General features: G+C 62.7%; 17 protein-coding genes. 3 read left to right on the forward strand and 14 right to left on the reverse strand.

Going from position 1 to position 16,748, the window contains the following annotated elements:
- Positions 1 to 99 precede the first annotated feature (99 nt).
- The 8 genes from B0G75_RS33010 to rpe form a co-directional block, all read right to left on the reverse strand.
- Positions 100 to 915 carry a uracil-DNA glycosylase gene (locus tag B0G75_RS33010; RefSeq protein WP_106314134.1) on the reverse strand — a complete coding sequence of 272 codons (816 nt, stop codon included), beginning with the start codon at positions 913 to 915 and terminating at the stop codon, positions 100 to 102.
- Positions 916 to 999: 84 nt separating this feature from the next.
- Positions 1,000 to 1,626: a CYTH domain-containing protein gene (locus B0G75_RS33015; protein WP_106314135.1), complete on the reverse strand. Its 627-nt coding sequence runs from the start codon at positions 1,624 to 1,626 to the stop codon at positions 1,000 to 1,002.
- Between the two features lie 46 nt (positions 1,627 to 1,672).
- Complete coding sequence (gene trpC, locus B0G75_RS33020) at positions 1,673 to 2,458, reverse strand: indole-3-glycerol phosphate synthase TrpC (RefSeq protein WP_106314136.1); 786 nt, start codon at positions 2,456 to 2,458, stop codon at positions 1,673 to 1,675.
- Between the two features lie 30 nt (positions 2,459 to 2,488).
- Positions 2,489 to 3,520: an anthranilate phosphoribosyltransferase gene (trpD, locus tag B0G75_RS33025; RefSeq protein WP_106314153.1), complete on the reverse strand. Its 1,032-nt coding sequence runs from the start codon at positions 3,518 to 3,520 to the stop codon at positions 2,489 to 2,491.
- A 17-nt stretch (positions 3,521 to 3,537) separates the two neighbouring features.
- Entirely contained in the window at positions 3,538 to 4,140 is a 603-nt protein-coding gene (locus tag B0G75_RS33030) for an aminodeoxychorismate/anthranilate synthase component II (protein WP_106314137.1), read from the reverse strand.
- Between the two features lie 13 nt (positions 4,141 to 4,153).
- Complete coding sequence (gene trpE / locus B0G75_RS33035; RefSeq protein WP_106314138.1) at positions 4,154 to 5,647, reverse strand: anthranilate synthase component I; 1,494 nt, start codon at positions 5,645 to 5,647, stop codon at positions 4,154 to 4,156.
- 370 nt (positions 5,648 to 6,017) lie between these two features.
- Entirely contained in the window at positions 6,018 to 6,734 is a 717-nt protein-coding gene (locus B0G75_RS33040; RefSeq protein WP_106314139.1) for a phosphoglycolate phosphatase, read from the reverse strand.
- Between the two features lie 26 nt (positions 6,735 to 6,760).
- Positions 6,761 to 7,444 carry a ribulose-phosphate 3-epimerase gene (rpe, locus tag B0G75_RS33045; RefSeq protein WP_041758592.1) on the reverse strand — a complete coding sequence of 228 codons (684 nt, stop codon included), beginning with the start codon at positions 7,442 to 7,444 and terminating at the stop codon, positions 6,761 to 6,763.
- Between the two features lie 280 nt (positions 7,445 to 7,724).
- Here rpe and apaG point away from each other — a divergent pair, with 280 nt between their 5' ends.
- Positions 7,725 to 8,099, forward strand: coding sequence for a Co2+/Mg2+ efflux protein ApaG (gene apaG, locus B0G75_RS33050; protein WP_012434444.1), 375 nt, complete (start codon positions 7,725 to 7,727; stop codon positions 8,097 to 8,099).
- 57 nt (positions 8,100 to 8,156) lie between these two features.
- On the opposite strand, the gene B0G75_RS40890 is transcribed toward apaG, so the two are convergent.
- Positions 8,157 to 8,318 carry a hypothetical protein gene (locus B0G75_RS40890; RefSeq protein ID WP_012434443.1) on the reverse strand — a complete coding sequence of 54 codons (162 nt, stop codon included), beginning with the start codon at positions 8,316 to 8,318 and terminating at the stop codon, positions 8,157 to 8,159.
- A gap of 28 nt (positions 8,319 to 8,346) precedes the next feature.
- On the opposite strand from B0G75_RS40890, the gene B0G75_RS33060 reads away from it, so the two are divergent.
- The gene (locus B0G75_RS33060; protein WP_106314140.1) at positions 8,347 to 9,471 is read left to right on the forward strand and encodes a murein transglycosylase A; all 1,125 of its coding nucleotides are present in this window, start codon (positions 8,347 to 8,349) and stop codon (positions 9,469 to 9,471) included.
- Positions 9,472 to 9,668: 197 nt separating this feature from the next.
- Here the strand turns inward: B0G75_RS33060 and paaK are convergent, their stop codons facing one another.
- The 5 genes from paaK to paaN all read right to left on the reverse strand — a co-directional run bounded on the left by paaK (position 9,669) and on the right by paaN (position 15,460).
- Positions 9,669 to 10,973 carry a phenylacetate--CoA ligase PaaK gene (gene paaK / locus B0G75_RS33065; protein WP_106314141.1) on the reverse strand — a complete coding sequence of 435 codons (1,305 nt, stop codon included), beginning with the start codon at positions 10,971 to 10,973 and terminating at the stop codon, positions 9,669 to 9,671.
- Between the two features lie 151 nt (positions 10,974 to 11,124).
- On the reverse strand, positions 11,125 to 11,586 hold the full coding sequence (paaI, locus tag B0G75_RS33070; RefSeq protein ID WP_106314142.1) for a hydroxyphenylacetyl-CoA thioesterase PaaI: 462 nt from the start codon (positions 11,584 to 11,586) through the stop codon (positions 11,125 to 11,127).
- A 2-nt stretch (positions 11,587 to 11,588) separates the two neighbouring features.
- A complete protein-coding gene (gene paaG / locus B0G75_RS33075; RefSeq protein WP_106314143.1) occupies positions 11,589 to 12,380 on the reverse strand; it encodes a 2-(1,2-epoxy-1,2-dihydrophenyl)acetyl-CoA isomerase PaaG in 792 nt (263 codons plus the stop codon).
- 51 nt (positions 12,381 to 12,431) lie between these two features.
- On the reverse strand, positions 12,432 to 13,634 hold the full coding sequence (gene pcaF / locus B0G75_RS33080; protein WP_106314144.1) for a 3-oxoadipyl-CoA thiolase: 1,203 nt from the start codon (positions 13,632 to 13,634) through the stop codon (positions 12,432 to 12,434).
- 125 nt (positions 13,635 to 13,759) lie between these two features.
- Entirely contained in the window at positions 13,760 to 15,460 is a 1,701-nt protein-coding gene (gene paaN / locus B0G75_RS33085) for a phenylacetic acid degradation protein PaaN (protein ID WP_106314145.1), read from the reverse strand.
- Positions 15,461 to 15,597: 137 nt separating this feature from the next.
- Between paaN and B0G75_RS33090 the strand changes: the two genes are divergently transcribed.
- On the forward strand, positions 15,598 to 16,374 hold the full coding sequence (locus tag B0G75_RS33090) for an enoyl-CoA hydratase (protein ID WP_106314146.1): 777 nt from the start codon (positions 15,598 to 15,600) through the stop codon (positions 16,372 to 16,374).
- Positions 16,375 to 16,748: the final 374 nt, after the last annotated feature.

The raw sequence follows: 16,748 nt of genomic DNA on the forward strand, positions 1-16,748 counted from the left end.
GACAGCCTGCTGGAATGAAAACGCCACAGATCTTTCGGTCCGTGGCGTTTTTGTTTGTGGCGTGGCTGTGCGACGCTCGATGCCTGTCGCGGGCGGTTTTTACGCGAGCATTTGCGCTTCGTCGGGCAAACGCCAGTCGATCGGTTCACGGCCGTGCTGCGCGAGATAGTCGTTGGCCTTCGCGAAATGCCCGCAACCGAGAAAACCGCGATGCGCCGACAGCGGCGACGGATGCGGCGCTTCCAGCACGCAATGCGATTTCCCGCCGAGCAGCGCGCGCTTGGCTTGCGCATGCGCGCCCCATAGCATGAACACCAAGCCGTCATGGCGCATCGCCAGTTCATGGATCAGCGTGTCGGTGCATTTTTCCCAGCCGCGTTTCGCGTGGCTGGCGGCTGAGTCACGCTCGACGGTCAGCACGGTGTTCAGCAGCAGCACGCCTTGCTTCGCCCATGTGTCGAGACAGCCGTGACGCGGCGTCTCGTGGCCGAGGCTCGCGGCGATCTCCTTGAAAATATTTCGCAGCGACGGCGGCGTGCGCACGTTCGGCGCCACGGAGAACGCGAGTCCATGCGCTTGCGGTGTGCCGCGGTCTTCGCCGTGGTACGGGTCCTGGCCGAGGATGACGACTTTGACGTCGTCAGGACTGGTCAAACGCAGCGCGCGGAAGACGTCGGCGGGATAGACGGTTTTGCCGGCGGCGCGCTCACCGTCGACGAAACGGCAGAGCGGCGCGTAGGCGTCGCTTTCGATGAACGGTTTGAGATGCGCGCGCCATGCGGGCGGCAGGGCGTCGAATTGCGCTTCGAGCGTGGGCGGCGGCGCGGTTGCGATGTCGGTGGCCGGTGCGGATGCAGCGTCGCCAAACAGTGAAGCCTGCGACGAGCTGGAGCGGGTACGGGAAGCGGAGGTCATGGCGGGGAAGTGTCGCAGCAAACGCGGCGTTGCTCAAGGTGTGGTCGGTCGCTTGTCGCGTTTGCCGGGTCGCTTTACCGCGCCTCAGCCAGCACGCAACTTATAACCGCGCTGCGCCTTGCTGATGTTGTCCGGCGCGAGGCCGGCTATCTGTTTGCCGAGTTCCGCTGCGAGCGTGTGAAGCGCGGCTTCGTCACCGGACTTCAGTTCGAGCTCGACTTCCGAGATCGGCGCGCGGCGGCTTTCGCCTTTGACCTCGGCGAACACGTCGCCTTGATCGATGGCCGCTTCGATGTCCGAGCCGTCTACTTCCACATGCCACAGCGTCCGGGTGAAATTCGTGCGGAATAGTTCCGTCAGCTCAGGCGCGGCTTGACGCAAAGCGTCTGCGGCGGACGGCTCGTCGCATTCACGCAGCAACGCGTCGATCTCCAGTTTTTCGCCGGCCACCGGCATTTCCCACTCATGCCGGCTGTGCAAGCCATTGTTGGCGTTGCCCACCGTCTTGAAAGTTTGCAGCCAGCCGTCCGGCGTCTTCCGCAAACGCAGGGCGCTTTTCGAACTCGCCAGCGCCAACGCAGGCGTGTCGAAGTAAATATTCACCAGTTTGATCGGACGACCCTGCGCCCCGGTGCGAGCGACGAACCAACGCGTCGCCGCTTCCAGCTGCGCGGGTGGCAGCGCCAGCTTGATTTCGCGTTCCATGCCCATGATGTGCTCCGCTACGTACGCCGCGTGCCGCGTCTCGACACCGCGCTCAGAAAAACATCCGAGCAAGCTCCACGCCCGGCTCGTCCGCGCGCATGAACGCCTCGCCGACGAGGAACGTATGCACGTCCATCGCGCGCAGGCGCTCCACATCGGCGCGCGACAGAATGCCCGACTCCGTGACGACGATGCGGTCGTCCGGAATCGCTTCGAGCATGCCGATCGTCGTTTCGATCGACGTCTCGAAAGTGCGCAGATTGCGGTTGTTGATGCCGATCAACGGCGTTTTCAGCGTGAGCGATTCCATTAGCTCGTCGCGATCGTGCACTTCGACCAGCACGGCGAGACCGAGCGAATGCGCGAGCGCTTCCAGGTCCTGCATCTGCGAAGTTTCGAGTGCGGCGGCGATCAGCAGGATCGCGTCGGCGCCCATGGCGCGCGCTTCGACGATCTGGTACGGATCGACGATGAAGTCCTTGCGCAACACCGGCAAATTGCAGGCCGCGCGCGCTTCCTCCAGATACGCGACGCTGCCCTGGAAGAACTGCACGTCGGTGAGCACGGACAGGCAGGCCGCGCCGTGCTTTTCGTACGAACGCGCGATCTCGGCCGGCACGAAGTGCTCGCGCAACACGCCTTTCGACGGGCTCGCTTTCTTGACTTCGGAGATGACCGCGGCGAGGCCTGCCGTGTGTTTCGCGCGCAATGCGCCGACGAAGTCGCGAATGTCGCGCGACGACGCTTCGAGGCGCAGCTCTTCGAGCGGCGCGCTCTGTTCGGCCGCGCGGACTTCTTCGCGTTTGACCGCGATGATACGGTCGAGGATGTCGCTCATAAGTGTCTCGCTACGTTGATTGCTACTTGATCACTGCTTGAATTGCTGGGTGAAGCGAACGAGTTCGTCGACCTTGGCTCGCGCCTTGCCGCTCGCGATCGCTTCGCGCGCCAACTGAATGCCGTCCGCGATCGACGAAGCCACGTTCGCCGAATACAAGGCGGTGCCCGCATTCAGCGTGACGATTTCGCGGGCGACGCCCGGCTTGTTGTCGAGCGCGTCGAGCAGCATCGCTTTGGATTCGGTGGCGTCGGCCACTTTCAGCGTGCGGTTCGACACCATCTGCATGCCGAAGTCTTCCGGATGAATCTCGTACTCGTGAATCTGGCCGTCGCGCAACTCGCCGACTTGCGTCGCCGCGCCGAGCGAGACTTCGTCCATGCCGTCCATACCGTACACCACCAGCACGTGCTTCGCGCCGAGGCGCTGCATCACGCGCACCTGAATGCCGACGAGGTCGCCGTGGAACACGCCCATCAACTGATTGGGTGCGCCTGCCGGATTGGTCAGCGGCCCGAGAATATTGAAGATGGTCCGCACGCCGAGTTCGCGGCGCACCGGCGCGATGTTCTTCATGGCCGGATGATGGTTCGGGGCGAACATGAAGCCCATGCTGGTTTCCGCAATCGACGCCGCCACCTGCTCCGGCTGCAAGTCGATATTCACGCCGAGCGCTTCGAGCACGTCGGCGCTGCCGGATTTACTCGATACGCCGCGGCCACCGTGTTTCGCGACCTTGGCGCCGGCCGCGGCCGAAACGAACATGGTTGCCGTGGAAATGTTGAAGGTATGCGAGCCGTCGCCGCCGGTGCCGACGATATCGACGAAGTTCGAGTTGTCCTGCACCTCGACGTGCCGGGCAAACTCACGCATCACCGTGGCGGCGGCGGTGATTTCGCCGATGGTCTCTTTTTTGACGCGCAAGCCGGTGATGATCGCGGCCGCCATCACGGGCGAGAGTTCGCCGCGCATGATGAGCCGCATCAAATGCAGCATTTCGTCGTGGAAAATCTCGCGGTGCTCGATGGTCCGTTGCAGCGCTTCCTGGGGCGTAATCGTCATGATGTCGTCTCTCTTCATCAAGCGTTGCGATTGGACGTTTGCGCGCCGGCGAGCTTCGACTGCTTCACGAAGTTTTCGAGCAGCGCGTGGCCGTGTTCGGAGAGGATCGATTCAGGGTGGAACTGCACGCCTTCGACGGCCAGTTCCTTGTGACGCACGCCCATGATCTCGCCGTCTTCGGTCCACGCGGACACTTCGAGGCAGTCGGGCAGTGATTCGCGTTCGATCGCGAGCGAGTGATAGCGGGTCACCACGAAGTGTTTCGGCAGATCGGCGAATACGCCTTTGCAGTCGGTTTCGATCGTGCTGACCTTGCCGTGCATGATGGTTTGCGCGCGCACCACGCGCCCGCCGAAGGCCTCGCCGATGGCCTGATGGCCGAGGCACACGCCGAGAATCGGCGTTTTGCCGCTGAATTCGCGCAGCACGTCGAGCGTGATGCCGGCATGTTGCGGATTGCTCGGGCCGGGCGACAGGCAGATGCGCTCCGGGTTGAGTCTGGCGATTTCGTCCAGCGTGATTTCGTCGTTCCGATAGGTGCGCACGTCTTCGCCGAGTTCGCCGAAGTACTGCACCAGGTTGTAGGTGAACGAGTCGTAGTTGTCGATCATAAGCAGCATGGTGTGTCTCCGGTCAGAAGTCGCTATCGAGGCCGTCTTGAACCTGTTCGGCGGCGCGCAACACGGCGCGCGCCTTGTTCTCGGTCTCTTGCCATTCGGATTCCGGCACCGAATCCGCGACTACACCCGCTGCCGCCTGCACATACAGATTGCCGTTCGCGATCACGCCGGTGCGGATCGTGATGGCCAGATCCATTTCACCCGTGAACGACAGATAGCCGACCGCACCGCCGTACAGGCCGCGCTTGACGGGTTCCAGTTCGTCGATCAGTTCCATTGCGCGGACCTTCGGCGCGCCCGACAGCGTGCCCGCCGGGAAGGTGGCGCGCAGCACGTCGAAATTGGTGGTGCCGGGTTTCAGCTTGCCTTCGACCGAGCTCACGATGTGCTGCACATGCGAGTACTTTTCGATCACCATCTTGTCGGTGACGACCACCGAGCCGATCTGCGCGATGCGGCCCACGTCGTTACGCGCGAGGTCGATCAGCATGACGTGTTCGGCGATTTCCTTCGGATCGTTCAGCAGTTCGGTCGCGAGTTCCGCGTCGCGTTCCGGCGTGTTGCCGCGCGGCCGCGTGCCGGCGAGCGGCCGGATCGTGACGATGCGATCCTCGCCGCGCTTTTCCTGACGCACCAGGATTTCCGGCGATGCCCCCACCACGTGGAAGTCGCCGAAGTTGTAGTAATACATATACGGCGACGGGTTCAACGAGCGCAGCGCGCGGTACAGCGAAAGCGGATTGTCGCGGTACGGCTTGATCAGGCGCTGGCCGACCTGCACCTGCATCAGTTCGCCGGCGGCGATGTATTCCTTCGCCTTGCGCACGGCCGTCAGGTAATCGTCTTTGGCGAACTCGCGGTAGGTCTCGGTTCGCACGCTGGCTGACGTGACCGGCGGTTGCACGGTCGTGCGCAAGCGCTGACGCAGTTCCCGCAAACGCTGTTTGGCTTTCGTGTAGGCCTCGGGCTGCGTCGGATCGGCGTAGACCACCAGGTAAAGCTTGCCCGCGAGGTTGTCGATCACCGCGACTTCTTCAGTCAGCAGCAACTGGATGTCGGGCAGATTCAGATCGTCTTTCGGCGCCGTGTGCGCAAGCTTTTTCTCGATGTAGCGCACCGCGTCGTAGCCAAAATAACCGGCCAGACCGCCCGCGAAGCGCGGCAAGCCGGGGCGCTGCGCCACTTTGAAGCGGCCCTGGAATTGCTGGATGAATTCGAGCGGGTCGCCCTCGTGCGTCTCGATTACCTTGCCGTCGCGCACTACTTCCGACACGCCGTTGCGGGTGCGTAGCAGCGTGCGCGCCGGCAGGCCGATGAACGAATAGCGGCCGAACCGTTCGCCGCCCACCACCGACTCCAGCAGGAACGAGTTGGCGCCGTTGCGCTCGCTCTGCGCGAGTTTCAGGTAAAGCGAGAGCGGCGTTTCGAGGTCGGCGAGCGCTTCGGCGATCAGGGGAATGCGGTTGAAGCCCTCATTGGCGAGGGACTGGAATTCGAGTTCGGTCATGTTCCGATCCTGTACGGTGATCCGGCGGCAGCGTGCGTCGGACAAAACGGGTCATTGCGCGGCCGGTCAGGCGTTCGTTCGACGTGTCGACACGATGATACCGACCGGCGCGAGTTTCCCATCGACGCGTGCAAGGGATTTCAGCGCACAACTGTACTTTGCGGGTACACGCAGGCCGAATCAACCGATGCAGCGAAACAAGATGATGGAAAAAACGCGTGAGCGCAGCGAAGTAAAAAACGGTTGCCGAAGACGAGCTTCAGCGTACCTCAGGCGAGGTTAGCGCGACCAGCGACGCCAGGGCCAGGCTCCCCGGTCGATGCTAATCAGACTCCGTTTTTTATTCAGAAACATGAGGATGAAGGACTTTTCAGGTCGTGGAATGGTGCGCTGCGATCGCCTTGGCGGCGTCGAGCAGCGAGCCAACTATACCATCGGATTTTATTGTTTGTATAGCTTGGCCGTGGTTGTAGCCGTATGGCACCGTGAGCGTCGCCATGCCGGCCGCACGGCCCGCCAGCGCGTCGTTTTCCGAATCGCCGATGGCAACCGTGGCCTGCGGCTCGACGCCCAACTGCGCCGCCGCGGTGAGCATGGGCAGTGGATCCGGCTTCTTTTTCGCCAGACTGTCGCCGCCGATCACAACGCTGAAATACTGGGCAAGCCCATACTGCTGCAGCAATTCCACCGCGAACCGATGTGGCTTGTTGGTCACGCAGGCGAGCTTGAGGCCGGCGTCGCGCATGGCGATCAGGCCGGCTTCGACGTTCGGATAGAGCCGCGTGTGCGTGCCGTTGATCTTCGCGTACTCCTCCTGATAGATCGCGAGCGCTTCGTCGAAGCGGTCTTGCGCATGCTCCGTTTCGAAGCGCGGCGCCAGCACGCTGCGGATCAGATGCTCCGAACCCTTGCCGACATAACCGACCACTTCCTCGCGCGACGTTTCTTCCGCGTCGAGTTGCGCGAGCATGCCGTTCAGGCCGGCGGTGAAATCGTCGGCGGTATCGATCATCGTGCCGTCGAGGTCGATGATCGCGGCTTGCAGGCGTGGGCCGGTGAAAGTCGGGGCGGGGAACGGAGTGGTCATGTTGCGTGCCGGTTATGCGTCGGTGCTCAGTGCTGGATGTTGGCGAGTGCCGCGCGCATCTTCTCGATCACGACCTTGTGGTCGGGCTGGCCGAAAATCGCCGAGCCGGCCACGAAGGTGTCCGCGCCGGCCGCCGCGATTTCGGCGATGTTGTCGACCTTCACGCCGCCGTCCACTTCCAGATGAATCTCGCGGCCGGTGCGTTCCTTGTATTCGTTGATGCGCTTGCGTGCTTCGCGAAGCTTGACGAGCGCCTCGGGAATGAACGACTGGCCGCCGAAGCCCGGATTCACCGACATGATCAGCACGAGATCGACCTTGTCCATCACGTAGTCCAGATGGCTCAGCGAAGTGGCCGGATTGAACACGAGACCGGCCTTGCAGCCGTGGTCGCGGATCAGCGACAGCGTGCGGTCGATATGGTCCGAGCCTTCCGGGTGGAAGCTGATCAGATTCGCGCCGGCCTTGGCGAAGTCGGGCACGATGCGGTCGACCGGGCGCACCATCAGATGCACGTCGATCGGCACGTCGACGTGCGGGCGGATCGCTTCGCAGACGAGCGGGCCGATGGTCAGGTTCGGCACATAATGGTTGTCCATCACGTCGAAGTGAATCCAGTCGGCGCCGGCGGCGACAACGTTGCGGACTTCTTCGCCGAGGCGGGCGAAGTCGGCTGACAGAATGCTTGGAGCGATGCGGAATTGCGTCATGGCGGGGGCGGAGGCAAGCGGGGAAAGCGCCATTTTACCGTTTTGTGCGCGGGCGTTCCGGTTCGCGGACGCTTTCGGGCGTGAAGCTTCGTTCAAGCGGCGAATGTGACAAAACGCCTTAGTGGCCCTTGGCCAAAGGGATTTGTCCGGTTGCGGGCGTGGCGCGCATCAAGCAGAATGCCAAAACCATCGGCGCCGTGTCGCCAATGCGCCCGCAAACCATTGGCGTTCGGGCTTTCCCGCGATTTTTCACACCCCGTTTCAGCAGACCGGAATCAGGATGAGCCAGTACGAATTCAGCGTCTCGGCGCAGGTGCAATATCTGCCCGAAGAGTCGGACCCGGAGCGCCGCCAGTATGCATTCGCATACACGCTGACTATCCGTAACACCGGCCAGGTGCCCGCGCAATTGATCGCGCGCCATTGGGTGATCACCGACAGCGACAAGAGCGTGCAGGAAGTGAAGGGCCTGGGCGTGGTCGGACATCAGCCGTTGCTCAAGCCGGGCGAGCATTTCGAGTACACGAGTTGGGCGGTGATCGCCACGCCGGTCGGCACCATGCGCGGCGAGTACTTCTGCGTGGCCGAGGACGGCGAGCGTTTCGACGCGCCGGTGCCGGAGTTCATCCTGCGCATGCCGCGTACGTTGCATTGAACCGAGGGCGCGGCCCGCGGTCTTTAAGAAGCTCAGCGCGCGGTTGAACGCGCAGCTTTACTGCGATTTTTGCTGCTTCTGCTGTTCACTTGCGTTGGCGCGCGCCGCTTTCTTCTTGCCGGACGACGTCCATACAACGATAAAGACGAGCAGGAAGAGCGCGAGGAGCGATTCCAGCGCGAAGATGAGCATCGGGTATTCGTCGAACAGATCAGACATGGCGGTTTCCATCAAGAACGAACATTGTATGCGTTTTGTCCGCACGGCCGGAGCATGGCTCGGAGCGCTTTCGGTTGCGGTGCTGCTGGCGTCCTGCGGCGGCGGCGGCGCGGTCCGGCCCTCGGTTTCGCCACCCACGGGTGCGGCGATCATCCCCGGACAGATTGCCGCGACGCGGCTGACCCCCGTTGCATGGCAGCAGGTGCCGGGTTGGCAGGACGACTCGTTGATCGGCGCGACGGCCGCGTTGCGGCAAAACTGCGCGAGGCTCGCGCGTCAACCGAACTGGGCGCGCGCCTGTGCCGCGGCCTCGCAAATCGACGACCTCGACGTCACCAGTGCGCGGGCTTTTTTTGAAGCGTATTTCACGCCTTTCCAACTGGCGAATACCGACGGCACGCTCGACGGATTAGTCACCGGTTACTACGAGCCGTTGCTGCGTGGTTCGCGCACTCGGCACGGCGTGTATCAGACCGCGTTGTATCGCTGGCCGGCGAGTTATCGCGCGGGCGCGCCGCTGCCGGCGCGTGCGCAACTCGAGCGCGCGGGTGTGCTCAACGGTAACGAACTCGTGTGGGTCGACGATCCTATCGAAGCGTTTTTCCTGCAGGTGCAGGGCTCCGGGCGCATCGTGATGGAAGACGGCAGCGTGATGCGTCTTGGCTTTGGCGGGACTAACAACCAGCCGTACAAGTCGATCGGACGCTGGCTGCTGGACCGCGGCGAACTCACGCCCGCGCAGGCGACCATGCAGGGCATCAAGGCGTGGGCGCGCGCAAATCCGACGCGCGTCGATGCGTTGCTCGATACGAATCCGCGCTTCGTGTTCTTCCGCGAGATGCCATCCGGCGAGAGCGCGCCGAGCGGTGGCGCGGACGGCCCGATCGGCGCGTTGGGTGTGCCGTTGACGCCGGAGCGGTCGATCGCGGTCGATCCGACTTCGATTCCACTCGGTACGCCGGTGTTCTTGCAGACCACGCGTCCGTTGACGAATTCGCCGATGAATCGCCTCGTCTTCGCGCAGGACACGGGTTCCGCGATTAAAGGCGGCGTGCGCGCCGATTACTTCTGGGGCCTCGGCGACGACGCCGGCGATCTGGCCGGCAAGATGAAGCAGGGCGGCCGGATGTGGTTGTTACTGCCGAATTCTTGAGGTTTGGCGGTGGACGTTACGCTTAGCGCCGCCGCTATTTCCGGTTGATGTGATCCGTAAGCGGCGCGGCAAGTGTGGCCGAGCTGCTTATTTGATCCGCTGCACATTGTTTCTGGCGTGGCTGGTCAATTCGGTCGCGCGCGCAAACGGATGCGACGCATGCATCGTGCTGCATGCGTCGTATAAGGCGCTATTTGTTACAGCCCCAACTTACGCTTGTCCACCACGCGCCGCGCCTTGCCTACCGAACGCTCGATCCCATTCACCGCCAGCACGTTCACCACCGCGCTCACGCCGATCAGCGCCTTGATGTCATAGGCCAGCGCCTGCTTGGCCGTGCTCAACGCGGCCGTGTCCGGTGCCGATTCCGGGCAAGGTTCGACGTTCAACGTCAACACGTCGAGCGGGCCTTCCTTGGTCAGCACGATCTGATAGTGCGGCGCGAGCGCATGCTGCTTGAGCAGCAGTTCTTCGATCTGCGTCGGGAACACGTTCACGCCGCGCACGATCATCATGTCGTCCGAGCGGCCGGTGATCTTTTCCATCCGCCGCATGGTGCGGGCGCTACCCGGCAGCAGGCGCGTCAGGTCGCGCGTGCGGTAACGGACGATCGGCAGCGCTTCTTTGGTCAGCGACGTGAACACAAGTTCGCCGAGCTCGCCGTCCGGCAACACCTCGCCGGTTTCGGGATCGATGATCTCGGGATAGAAGTGATCTTCCCAGATGGTCGGGCCGTCTTTCGTTTCCACGCACTCCGACGCCACACCCGGACCCATCACTTCGGACAGACCGTAGATGTCGACAGCATCGATGCCCATGCGCTTTTCGATCGCCTGACGCATGTCGTTGGTCCACGGTTCCGCGCCGAAGATGCCGATGCGCAGCGAACAATGGGCCGGGTCGACGCCTTGCCGCTCAAGTTCGTCCGCGATCGACAGCATGTAGCTCGGCGTCACCATGATGATGTCGGGCCGGAAGTCCTGGATCAGTTGCACCTGTTTTTCAGTCTGGCCGCCGCCGAACGGGATCACGGTGAGTCCCGCGCGCTCGGCGCCGTAGTGCGCGCCGAGACCGCCCGTGAACAGACCGTAACCGTAACTGATATGAACCTTGTCGCCGCGCTTCGCGCCGGCGGCGCGGACCGAACGCGCGACGAGGTTCGCCCACGTGTCGATATCGCGCGCCGTGTAGCCGACCACGGTCGGCTTACCTGTCGTACCGGACGACGCGTGAATTCGTGAAATCTGTTCCTGCGGCACGGCGAACATCCCGAACGGGTAGCTGTCGCGCAGATCCTTCTTGGTGGTGAAGGGGAAGCGCGCCAGGTCCGCAAGGGTTTTCACTTCACTTGGATGGACACCGGCTTCATCGAATTTGTGCCGGTAAACCGGCGAGTTTTCATAAGCGTGGTTCAACGACCATTTAAGCCGTTCAAGTTGAAGCGCGGCAAGTTCGTCGCGGCTGGCGGTCTCGATCGGATCGAGCGGAAGGGCGGTGGTCATCGAATGTCTCCTTGCTGCCTCAATGCTTGGGTCTGATATACGTGCGCTTGCGCGCAAAAAACCGGGAGCTGGCTGCTGTTTAACGGTGTGGCGGCGAAGAGCCGCCACCGAGCCGAGAATCTGTCATGGGTTTGCTGCGAGGTTGCGGTTATCAATCGCCTGTGGGAACCAGGTTGCCTTTGATTTGCGCCGATTTGCCGCGGAACATCGCGACGGTTTCTTCGGCACGGTTCGTCACGCGAATGTCGTAGATGCCGGTTCGGCCACTCAGCGTTTGCTCAATGGCTTCCGCGGTCAACACGTCGCCGCCTTTCACAGGCCGCAGAAACTCGATTGAGCAGCCGGCCGCAACCGTGTTGATGTTGTACGTGTTGCAGGCGAATGCGAACGTCGAATCCGCGAGCGTAAAAATCAGGCCGCCGTGGCAAATCTGATGGCCGTTCAGAAAGTCGGCGCGAACGGCCATGCGCAGGCGCGCGTATCCGGGGCGTACTTCGACGATTTCGAGGCCGAGCGCGCGGCTGCACGCGTCGTTCTCGTACATCGCGGCAGCAGTGGCGCGGGCGAGTTCTTCGGGCGTCATCTGATCGGGATGATTGGCTTGCGTGGACATGTTCAACGGCCCTCAAAGCGCGGTGCGCGCTTTTCAACGAAGGCTTGCACGCCTTCCGCGTAATCGTGGGACGCCCCCAGTTCACGTTGCAAATCTCGTTCGAGATCGAGTTGCTGGTCGAGCGTTTGCGTCGCGCCCGCACGCATGGCCTGCTTGATGGCGGCGATGGCGCGCGTGGGTTGTTGCGCAAGTTGGGCCGCAAGTTTCGCCGCGGTGACGGCGAGTTCCGCGTCGTCGACTGCTTGCCAGATCAAGCCCCAGCTTTCGGCTTTTTCCGCGCTGAGTTTGTCGCCGGAGATGGCGAGTCCTAGCGCGCGAGCCATGCCGACACGCTGCGGCAGAAACCATGTGCCACCCGAGTCCGGCACCAGGCCGATTTTCACGAACGCCTGAATGAAGCTGGCGGAGCGAGCCGCGAGCACGACGTCGCACGCGAGCGCGAGATTGGCCCCCGCGCCGGCGGCCGTGCCGTTCACCGCGGCGATGACGGGCAGCGGCAATGCTTGCAGGCGGCGGATCAGCGGATTGAAATGTTGCTCGATCAGTTCACCCAGATCGGTCATGGCGCCTGGTGTGAAGTCGAGGTCGGCGAGGTCCTGGCCGGCGCAGAAGCCGCGGCCCGCGCCGGTAAGTACGAGCGCGCGCGCGCCGGATGTTTCGACCTCATCGAGCGCGGCGCTCAGTTCCCGATGCATCGCGCGCGTGAAGCTATTGAGCTTGTCCGGCCGGTTCAGCGTGATGGTTGCGACATGGTTCGATGCGTCGATGTCCAGGCGAATCGCTTCATATGACATTGGGTGTCTCCTCAAAGTCTCTTTTGACCGATGGGCGCTGCGGCGCTGATGTCAGAGCCGCTCGATGACCAGTGCGATGCCCTGGCCCACGCCAATGCACATCGTGCAAAGCGCAAAGCGGCCGTTGGTCCGCTCCAGTTGATACAGCGCGGTCGTGATCAGACGCGCGCCCGAAGCACCCAACGGATGGCCGAGTGCAATGGCTCCGCCGTTCGGGTTGACGCGCGGGTCGTCGTCGCGCAGACCGAGCGTACGCAGAACAGCGAGACCTTGCGATGCGAAGGCTTCGTTCAACTCGATCACATCGAGTTGTTCGAGCTTCATGCCGAGTTGCTTCAACAGTTTTTGCGTGGCCGGCGCCGGACCAATACCCATGATGCGCGGCTCGACTCCCGCCGTTGCCATGCCCGCCACGCGGGCACGGCGGCGCAGTCCGTATTGATCGGCCGCCTGCTGGTTAGCTAGCAACAACGCGCACGCGCCGTCGTTCACGCCCGACGCGTTGCCTGCCGTCACGCTGCCGTCCGGGCGAACCACGCCTTTGAGCTTGCCCAAACTTTCGAGCGACGTTTCGCGCGGGTGCTCATCGAGCAGCACGCGCACGGGGTCACCCTTCTTCTGCGCGATTTCGACGCCGACAATCTCCTGGGCCAGCGTGCCATCCTGCTGGGCGCGAGCGGCCTTTTGCTGGCTCGCGAGCGCGAACGCGTCCTGATCCGCGCGGCTCACGCTGAATTCGACGGCGACGTTTTCCGCGGTTTCAGGCATCGAATCGACGCCATATTGGCGTTTCATCAGCGGGTTGATGAAGCGCCAGCCGATGGTCGTATCGTAAATGTCGGCTTGGCGCGCGAACGCACTAGTCGCCTTGCCCATGACAAACGGCGCGCGTGTCATGCTTTCGACGCCGCCGGCGATCATCAAGCGCGCTTCGCCCGCCTTGATCGCGCGCGCGGCGGTGCCGACCGCGTCCATACCCGAGCCGCACAAGCGGTTGATGGTTGAGCCGGGCGCCTCAGTGGGCAGGCCGGCCAGCAACGCCGACATGCGGGCTACGTTGCGATTGTCTTCGCCGGCCTGATTCGCGCAGCCATAAATGACATCGTCTACAGCGCGCCAGTCGACGCCGGGATTGCGTTCGATCAACGCCTTGATCGGCACCGCGCCGAGGTCGTCGGCGCGGACATCCTTTAGTGCGCCGCCGTAGCGGCCAATTGGAGTGCGAATCGCATCGCAAATGAAGGCGTCGTTCATATGGATTCCTGCTCGGGGCGGACCGGCGTGAGGTGCCGATCCGATGTCTCATGTTAGTTGGGGTGCACAGTCCGGTCCATTCGGCCAAACGGCATAGGACGAGGCCGTGCTTTGTCTTATGCCATTCAGCCAGCTACCGCCGGCGCCGCTTTCGGTTCAACATGAACGCGGCTTTGAACTACGCGGAAGCGATTCGCGACGAAGGCTGCGTCAGCCAGCGCGGCATTAGCCGCCGGGTTTGCGCCCGTGCCGTGGAAGTCCGAGAACGCTGCCGATTGATTGACGAATACACCGCCGGTCAGATTGATCGACAAGGCTACGCCGCCGCGGATCGAGGCTTCGTGCGCATCGTCGAGCACCGCTTCGTCCGTGCTGTACACCGACAGCGTTAGCGCGCCGTGCTCGGCGGCGATTGCGCCGGCGAGATCCAGCGACTGCGCGGTCGAATCCGTCGCGATCACGAATGAGATCGGGCCGAACCACTCTTTGGTGAACTGCGCATGGTCGGTGGCGGCATCCAGTTGGAGCACGAGCGGCGTGCGTACGCGGGCGCCGGCGAAAGCGGGATGTTCGAGCGTCAAGCTTTCGACGAGAACGCGGCCGAGCTTTGCGGCTTCGTCGATGCGTTGAATCACGCCTTCGTTCTGAATCGCGCCGAGCAGTTCGACAGCGCGAGCCGGGTCGGCGACGAGTTTTTGCACAGCGCCGGCAATGGCTTGGGCAACTTCGTCAAAACCGAGCGTGCCTTCCGCAGTGCGGATGCCGCCGCGCGGCACGTAGATGTTTTGCGGCGCGGTGCACATCTGGCCCGAGTACAGCGCGAGCGAGAAGGCAATGTTGCGAGCCGCGGCCTTGATGTCATCGACCGAGTCGATCACGATCTGGTTCACGCCGGCTTTTTCGGTGTAGACCTGGGCCTGATGCGCATTGCGCTCGAGCCACGTGCCGTTTTGCGTGCTGCCAGTGAAGTCGATGAGTTTGATTTCGGGGCGCAGGGCCAGGTCCTGGACGAGTGCGCCGTCGCTCGGCTCGGTAGCCAGCAAGGTGACGACATTTGGGTCGAAACCCGCTTCGCGCAAAACATCACGCGCGATTCGTACGGTCAGCGCCAGCGGCAGAATTGCGCCCGGATGCGGCTTGACGATGACCGTGTTGCCCGTGGCCAGATCGGCGAAGAGGCCCGGATAACCGTTCCACGTCGGGAAGGTGCAGCAACCGAGCACGAGACCGGTGCCGCGCGGCACGACGGTGTAGCGCTTGTGCATGGCGAGCGGCGGATTCTTGCCTTGCGGTTTTTCCCAATGGGCGTCGCCGGGAATGCGGCGCAGTTGGTCCCACGCATACACGACGGCTTCGAGCGCGCGGTCTTGTGCGTGTGGGCCGCCGGCCTGGAAGGCCATCATGAATGCCTGGCCGGTCGTGTGCATCACGCTGTAGCCAATTTCGAAGCTGGCGCGATTCACGCGGGCAAGGATTTCGAGGCACACGCCGATCCATGCCTGCGGTGCTGCCGCGCGCCAGTCGCGTTGGGCAGCCGCCGCAGCCGCGATCAGAGCGGCGGGGTCGGCCTTCGGGTAGCGCACGCCGAGCGGGAATCCGAACGGTGAGACTTCGGCGCCGACGGTTTCGCCCGTCGAGGGTTGGTCTAGTTGGAACGTATCGTCGAGATGCGCTTTGAATGCGGCTTCGCCGTCCGCATTAGCCGTTTCCCCGTACACTTTCGGACTGGGCATTTCGACGAACGGGCTCCAGTAGCCGCGCGTTTCAACCGCGGTGAGTGCCTTTTGCAGCGTGTCTTCGTGCTTGGTGAATAGCGGATGTGTCATGGCAGAGGGGGCTTGGCTGTACGTTGGGAAAAGCCTGTCGAATAATTGACCGACCGGTTGGTTGGCGAATGGTAGCATTATTAAGATGGCCGCGCGAAGTGTTTTCGCGCGTGATTTTTCTAACTTTAGGAGGCGGCATGGCTTACGAGAACATTCTGGTTGAGATGCGGGGACGGGTCGGCTTGGTCACGTTGAATCGCCCGAAGGCATTGAACGCTCTGAACGACGCATTGATGGACGAACTGGGGGCGGCGTTGCGGGAGTTCGATGCCGACGCCGCGATCGGCGCGATCGTGGTCACGGGCAGCGAAAAGGCGTTCGCAGCCGGTGCCGACATCGGCATGATGTCCACCTATACCTATATGGATGTCTACAAGGGCGACTACATCACCCGCAACTGGGAGGCCGTCCGCTCCATTCGTAAGCCGATTATTGCGGCGGTGGCCGGTTTCGCGCTCGGTGGTGGCTGCGAGTTGGCGATGATGTGCGACATCATTTTCGCCGCCGACACGGCAAAGTTCGGTCAGCCGGAAATCAAGCTCGGCATCATGCCGGGCGCCGGTGGTACGCAGCGCTTGCCGCGCGCCGTCTCCAAGGCGAAGGCGATGGACCTCTGCCTGACCGCGCGATTCATGGATGCCGCCGAAGCCGAGCGCGCCGGATTGGTATCGCGTGTGGTTCCGGCTGCGTCGCTGGTCGACGAGGCAATAGCCGCGGCTGCGACGATTGCTGAATTCCCGTTGCCGGCCGTGATGATGGTGAAGGAATCGGTCAACCGCGCCTATGAGACGACACTCGCCGAAGGCGTGCATTTCGAGCGCCGCCTGTTCCATTCCCTCTTCGCCACCGAAGATCAGAAGGAGGGTATGGCCGCGTTTGTTGAGAAGCGCAAACCGGTTTTCAAGCATCGTTAATAAGCTTGTCAAAATAACGCTTGCAAGGCGGGGTGCAGGTCGCTAGAATCTCGCTCTTTCGTGCCTCGGAGAACGGGGCGCGGGAGGCGGGAGAGCCAGCAGTGGCAAGGCTTTCAGCGAAGCGGGCAGGTTCAGGAAGTTGGAAAAACCTGTTGACGGCGTAGCGAAAGTTCTTCATAATCTCGTTTCTCTGCTGCTGATGCAGCGACGCAGAACGAAGCGGTGCCGGGTAGTTGGGATGTCAACAGCGCGGTGCCGGTTTGGTGGTGAATGCGTAACCGATCTTTAAAAATTAACAGCCGATAAGTGTGGGCGCTTGATGCGCGACGCGCCGGTGGGGTCCTTCGGGGTCTGCCGGAGAAGCGAAAGTATCA

This window comes from Paraburkholderia sp. BL18I3N2, assembly GCF_003001875.1.
In the GTDB taxonomy this organism is placed as follows: domain Bacteria; phylum Pseudomonadota; class Gammaproteobacteria; order Burkholderiales; family Burkholderiaceae; genus Paraburkholderia; species Paraburkholderia phytofirmans.

Bases quoted from the DNA above. Each gene is read 5' to 3' on its own strand.
- B0G75_RS33010 (WP_106314134.1), bottom strand. From the start codon at position 915: ATGACCTCCGCTTCCCGTACCCGCTCCAGCTCGTCGCAGGCTTCACTG.
- B0G75_RS33015 (WP_106314135.1), bottom strand. From the start codon at position 1,626: ATGGGCATGGAACGCGAAATCAAGCTGGCGCTGCCACCCGCGCAGCTG.
- trpC (WP_106314136.1), bottom strand. From the start codon at position 2,458: ATGAGCGACATCCTCGACCGTATCATCGCGGTCAAACGCGAAGAAGTC.
- trpD (WP_106314153.1), bottom strand. From the start codon at position 3,520: ATGACGATTACGCCCCAGGAAGCGCTGCAACGGACCATCGAGCACCGC.
- B0G75_RS33030 (WP_106314137.1), bottom strand. From the start codon at position 4,140: ATGCTGCTTATGATCGACAACTACGACTCGTTCACCTACAACCTGGTG.
- trpE (WP_106314138.1), bottom strand. From the start codon at position 5,647: ATGACCGAACTCGAATTCCAGTCCCTCGCCAATGAGGGCTTCAACCGC.
- B0G75_RS33040 (WP_106314139.1), bottom strand. From the start codon at position 6,734: ATGACCACTCCGTTCCCCGCCCCGACTTTCACCGGCCCACGCCTGCAA.
- rpe (WP_041758592.1), bottom strand. From the start codon at position 7,444: ATGACGCAATTCCGCATCGCTCCAAGCATTCTGTCAGCCGACTTCGCC.
- apaG (WP_012434444.1), top strand. From the start codon at position 7,725: ATGAGCCAGTACGAATTCAGCGTCTCGGCGCAGGTGCAATATCTGCCC.
- B0G75_RS40890 (WP_012434443.1), bottom strand. From the start codon at position 8,318: ATGTCTGATCTGTTCGACGAATACCCGATGCTCATCTTCGCGCTGGAA.
- B0G75_RS33060 (WP_106314140.1), top strand. From the start codon at position 8,347: ATGCGTTTTGTCCGCACGGCCGGAGCATGGCTCGGAGCGCTTTCGGTT.
- paaK (WP_106314141.1), bottom strand. From the start codon at position 10,973: ATGACCACCGCCCTTCCGCTCGATCCGATCGAGACCGCCAGCCGCGAC.
- paaI (WP_106314142.1), bottom strand. From the start codon at position 11,586: ATGTCCACGCAAGCCAATCATCCCGATCAGATGACGCCCGAAGAACTC.
- paaG (WP_106314143.1), bottom strand. From the start codon at position 12,380: ATGTCATATGAAGCGATTCGCCTGGACATCGACGCATCGAACCATGTC.
- pcaF (WP_106314144.1), bottom strand. From the start codon at position 13,634: ATGAACGACGCCTTCATTTGCGATGCGATTCGCACTCCAATTGGCCGC.
- paaN (WP_106314145.1), bottom strand. From the start codon at position 15,460: ATGACACATCCGCTATTCACCAAGCACGAAGACACGCTGCAAAAGGCA.
- B0G75_RS33090 (WP_106314146.1), top strand. From the start codon at position 15,598: ATGGCTTACGAGAACATTCTGGTTGAGATGCGGGGACGGGTCGGCTTG.